2 protein-coding genes are annotated in these 1429 nt (G+C 44.2%); both read right to left on the minus strand.

What is annotated here, in order from left to right; translation table 11 throughout:
* The coding region (gene malQ, locus AC3AYF_RS20950) for a 4-alpha-glucanotransferase (protein WP_487780398.1) at positions 1-1194 on the minus strand (1194 nt) is incomplete at its 3' end.
* Between the two features lie 3 nt (positions 1195-1197).
* Positions 1198-1429, minus strand: a 232-nt coding sequence (locus AC3AYF_RS20955) for a hypothetical protein (RefSeq protein ID WP_487780399.1), incomplete at its 5' end; no start/stop codon positions are given.

Raw genomic sequence — 1429 nt, forward strand, 5'->3', positions numbered from 1 at the left:
AGTGTTGTCATCCAACTGCTGATACCAACCTAAGCTTGTATCATTATCATGGGTGCCAGTATAAGTCACACTGTCACGACTATGGAGGTGGAGTAAGTATGGATTACTGGCATCATTGCCAAAGGCAAACTGTAAGACGTTCATCCCTGGCATTGCATATTTTTCCCGTAGTGCGGTCACACCTTCGGTGATAATGCCAAGATCCTCAGCCACTAATGGCAGTTCACCAAAAAATGTTAATAAGCTATCAAATAATGCTTCGCCCGGTGCCGCTACCCATTGTCCTTCACTCGCTGTTTCACAACTCGACGGTATTTCCCAGCATGCTTCAAACCCACGAAAATGGTCAATACGAATAAGGTCAAACAGTTCTAGTTGCGTCTGCAAACGTTGTTTCCACCATGAAAAATCTTGAGCAAGATGTTGTGGCCAACGATACAAGGGATTTCCCCATCGTTGCCCTGTTTGTGAAAAATAATCAGGCGGTACCCCTGCCACCGTTTCAGGCTGACCATCTTTATCTAATGTAAACAGGTCAGGTGCGGCCCAAACATCAACACTATCATGCGCTACAAATATCGGCATATCGCCAAATAACTGCACATTTCGTTCATTTGCATAATTTTTTAATGCATGCCATTGCTGGAAAAATTGAAACTGTGCAAAGCATCGAATAGTTAAGGCTTGTTGACGTTCGTTGCGAATTTCCTGCAGTGCCTCGACGTCACGATCTCGCAATTTATCTGGCCAGTGATACCATGCTATTGCATGATTTAGGTGACGGATTTCACAAAATAATACGTAGTCGTCTAACCAAAAATGTTGCTGTTGCTGAAAGTTTGCAAACGCCTGCTTGTCATTGTCACTGGCGTGAGCGACAAACTGATGATAAGCATGTGTCATCATTGTTGAAAAGGTTAAGTCAGTTAGCTCCGCTTCAGTTGCCCACGGCTGTTGCTTTAACAGAGCAACACATATCAAATTAACATTGGCAGCATGTGCTGATAAACATTGATATGGCGAACCTTCACTATGGGTTGGACCCAAGGGCAACATCTGCCAAATTGAAACACCGGCCTGATGAAGAAAGTCGACAAATCGGTAAGCATCTTGACCCAGGTTCGCTGACGGTAAGCTGGTGATATGCAACAAAATGCCGCTGCGGCGTTGTTCAAATATATGTGCTTGTTTCATCAACTAACTGCCTCGACGCATTGTGCCACCTTGCTCAATTTCACCACCGCCATGTGAAACCACTTCCGACAAAATCTGTGGCACCTCTTCACCTAACATTTGGTATAAGTTTGATAGATGCATACGGAACAAACGTTCAAAATCACTGACACTCTCTGACGCATTATAATCTCCAAACCACCAAAACCAATCTGAGCCCTCACAAATAGCCAATTGCCGTAATAAGGCTGGCATA

The sequence above is a fragment of the Salinicola sp. genome (genome assembly GCF_982684285.1).